Genomic DNA, 2,739 nt, shown 5'->3' with positions numbered 1-2,739 from the left:
CCATTCGAAAGAAGTAAGACCCCTTGAAGACGACGAGGTAGATAGGGCAGAGGTGGAAGTGCAGCAATGTATGGAGCTGACTGCTACTAATCGGTCGAGGGCTTGACCTAATAGCTTAGGAAACTAAGTGAAACGGTAAGTTGGAATTGGTTTGGTTTTGTGTATGCGGTTTTGAAGGTATATGAGAGAGAACTTCTGTAGATAGTAATATCTATAGGAGTTTTTTTTGTTTTACAAAAAATGGAACACTGTGTAGGTAACAATCCATGATATTTCCGAATCTAATTTCTGGTCATAAGATTCGGGGAAGATTACATATTTCGGTATTCTCTGGGGGTACAGCTGCACTGTTCTTTGAATATTCGGTTGAAAGTCTGTTGATTGTGGTAGCCGCACTCCATAGCAATAGTGGTAATGTTCATGTTGGAATTCAGAAGAAGATACCGGGCATGATTCATACGAAGTGCATTTACATATGAAGAAAAACTCACTTTTAAAACATTGGAAAAGATTCTGGAAAGCGCATATTTTCCAATGCCGAAATGTACAGCAACATCCGAGAGAGAAATGTCCTCACAAAAGTGTTCCGCGATGTAGGCAATAATACTGCAGACAATGTCCTGAGGAGGCAGTTCCTGATATTCCGTAAGCTGAAGAAGAGGAAATAGACGGCATAATATTAAGGAAAGAAAAGAGGAAATCAGGGCGCTGTCTTTTTCGGCTGCTGTTAAGGTAAATAGTCTTTTTTCTGCAAAGAGAATATCCGGATGAAGTTCTTTAGCAGCAAGTACCGGATTTGATGGAAACATGGAGAGCAGAAGCTTTTTATGCAAAGGAAGCAGGTCGAGATAACTGTTAATAATATTTAACTGTGTGTTTCCTTTTGCAGAAAGCGTATGATAGCTGTGGGGAACATTGGGAAAAATCATAGCCAGGGAACCCTCCGGGATAACATATTTTTCCCTGCCAATTTGCATTTCCAGCGAGCCTTTCATGACATGTACAAGTTCAATATAGCTATGTACATGTAAGGGATATTGTAAAGAGTTGAATTCTTCTACAGCAAAAAAATAGTCTTCTTTATTTTCGTAAAACATATGGAAACCTCTGCAATAAATGTGTGGTATTTCTTTTGTATTATGAATCATTATAAGTGAGTATCTGATATAATGTCAAATAGCAAAAGAAGAAAAATGGTATGTGTGAAAAGTGGTATGGAAAAATAAAGGAGAGTGATTATTATGAATAAAAATGCATGTGCCCAAACACCGCCCATGGGCTGGAACAGCTGGGACTGTTATGGGGCGTCTGTGACGGAGCAGGAGTTAAGGCAAAATATTGATTACATGGCAGAACATCTGAAGTCCCATGGTTGGGAATATATTGTCTGTGACATTCAGTGGTACGAGCCTACCGCTAATTCCAGCCATTACCATAAATTTGCGGATTTATGTATGGATGAGTATGGCAGGCTTTGTCCGGCGCCTAATCGTTTTCCATCTGCCGCAGATGGCAGCGGCTTTACAAAGATTGCGGCCTATGCCCATGAAAAAGGATTAAAATTCGGAATTCACATTATGCGGGGAATTCCCCGTCAGGCAGTGTCTCAGAATGTAAAAATAAAAAACAGCATATATACGGCCAGAGAAGCAGCGCATCCGTCCTCTATCTGTTGTTGGAATACAGATATGTACGGGCTGGATGCCACAAAGCCGGGAGCACAGGACTATTATGATTCTATTTTGGAATTGTATGCGTCCTGGGGTGTGGATTTGATTAAGGTAGATGATATTTGCGTAAAATATGGGCAGATAAATAATGAGAGTACTCTGGCTTACGGGGGTGATGAAATTCAGCTTTTAAGACATGCCATTGATAAATGCGGACGTCCGGTAGTGCTTAGCTTATCTCCGGGTCCGGCTATGGTGGAGCAGGCAGAGCATTTGCGGAAAAATGCCAATATGTGGCGGATTACCAACGATTTGTGGGATAGTTGGGAAAATATTATGGAAATGTTTGCCCGTTGTCATCAGTGGAGCCCTTATGTGTCGGAAGGCTGTTATCCCGATTGTGATATGCTGCCGGTAGGGCATATTTCCATTCGGGGCTGTGAGCATGGACTGGGAGAGAGACAGAGCCGTCTGAGCAGGGCAGAACAGCGAACTATGTTTACGCTGTGGTGTATATTCCGTTCTCCTATGATGCTTGGCTGTGAACTTACTGATATGGATGAATGGACAAAATCACTGGTTACCAATGATGATGTTTTGGGGCTTCTGAAGAAAAGCAGAAATGCCCGTCAGATTTTGCGTACCTATGATTTGATTGTCTGGAAAGCAGAGGATAACGAGAACAATTCTTATATAGCATTTTTCAATATTACCAATTGGAAAGAGACATTCCGTATTAGTCTGGAACAGTTGGAACTGGAAGGCCGGTATTGTGTATACGATATGTGGAGACAGGCAGAGTGCGGAGACTGTGAGGGCAGTCTGAGTGTATCTCTGGATTCTCACGATGCGGTACTGTACAGGCTGAATTAGAAACCAAGGGGCTGTCGTATGAAGTGGATATCGAGGATATTTATACATTTTGAACACAAAATGTATAAATATCCTGATTGTGTCAGCAATGAAATAAACCACCTGCTATGCGGGTGGTGGGAGAAATCTTTAGATATAAGCAAGAACTCCTGTGCTATGATGAATGTGGGTCTGCAAAACCACAAATAAAAGCACA

The 2,739-nt window shown here is 41.6% G+C and carries 2 protein-coding genes and 1 rRNA gene; 2 read left to right on the top strand and 1 reads right to left on the bottom strand.

Going from position 1 to position 2,739, the window contains the following annotated elements:
- Nucleotides 1-110: ribosomal RNA gene (locus tag WBS51_RS15015) — 23S ribosomal RNA — on the top strand; the annotation flags it as partial.
- A gap of 201 nt (nucleotides 111-311) precedes the next feature.
- Here WBS51_RS15015 and WBS51_RS15010 read toward each other — a convergent pair.
- Nucleotides 312-1,097, bottom strand: a complete 786-nt coding sequence (locus WBS51_RS15010) for a helix-turn-helix transcriptional regulator (RefSeq protein WP_294580848.1) — start codon at nucleotides 1,095-1,097, stop codon at nucleotides 312-314.
- Nucleotides 1,098-1,241: 144 nt separating this feature from the next.
- Between WBS51_RS15010 and WBS51_RS15005 the strand changes: the two genes are divergently transcribed.
- A complete protein-coding gene (locus tag WBS51_RS15005) occupies nucleotides 1,242-2,543 on the top strand; it encodes a glycoside hydrolase family 27 protein (RefSeq protein WP_173750183.1) in 1,302 nt (433 codons plus the stop codon).
- Nucleotides 2,544-2,739 lie beyond the last annotated feature (196 nt).

This window comes from Blautia acetica (genome assembly GCF_038739805.1).
Taxonomy (GTDB): domain Bacteria; phylum Bacillota; class Clostridia; order Lachnospirales; family Lachnospiraceae; genus Blautia.
Note: the sequence above shows the minus strand (reverse complement) of the source record. Positions and strands in the feature narration are given on the sequence as shown.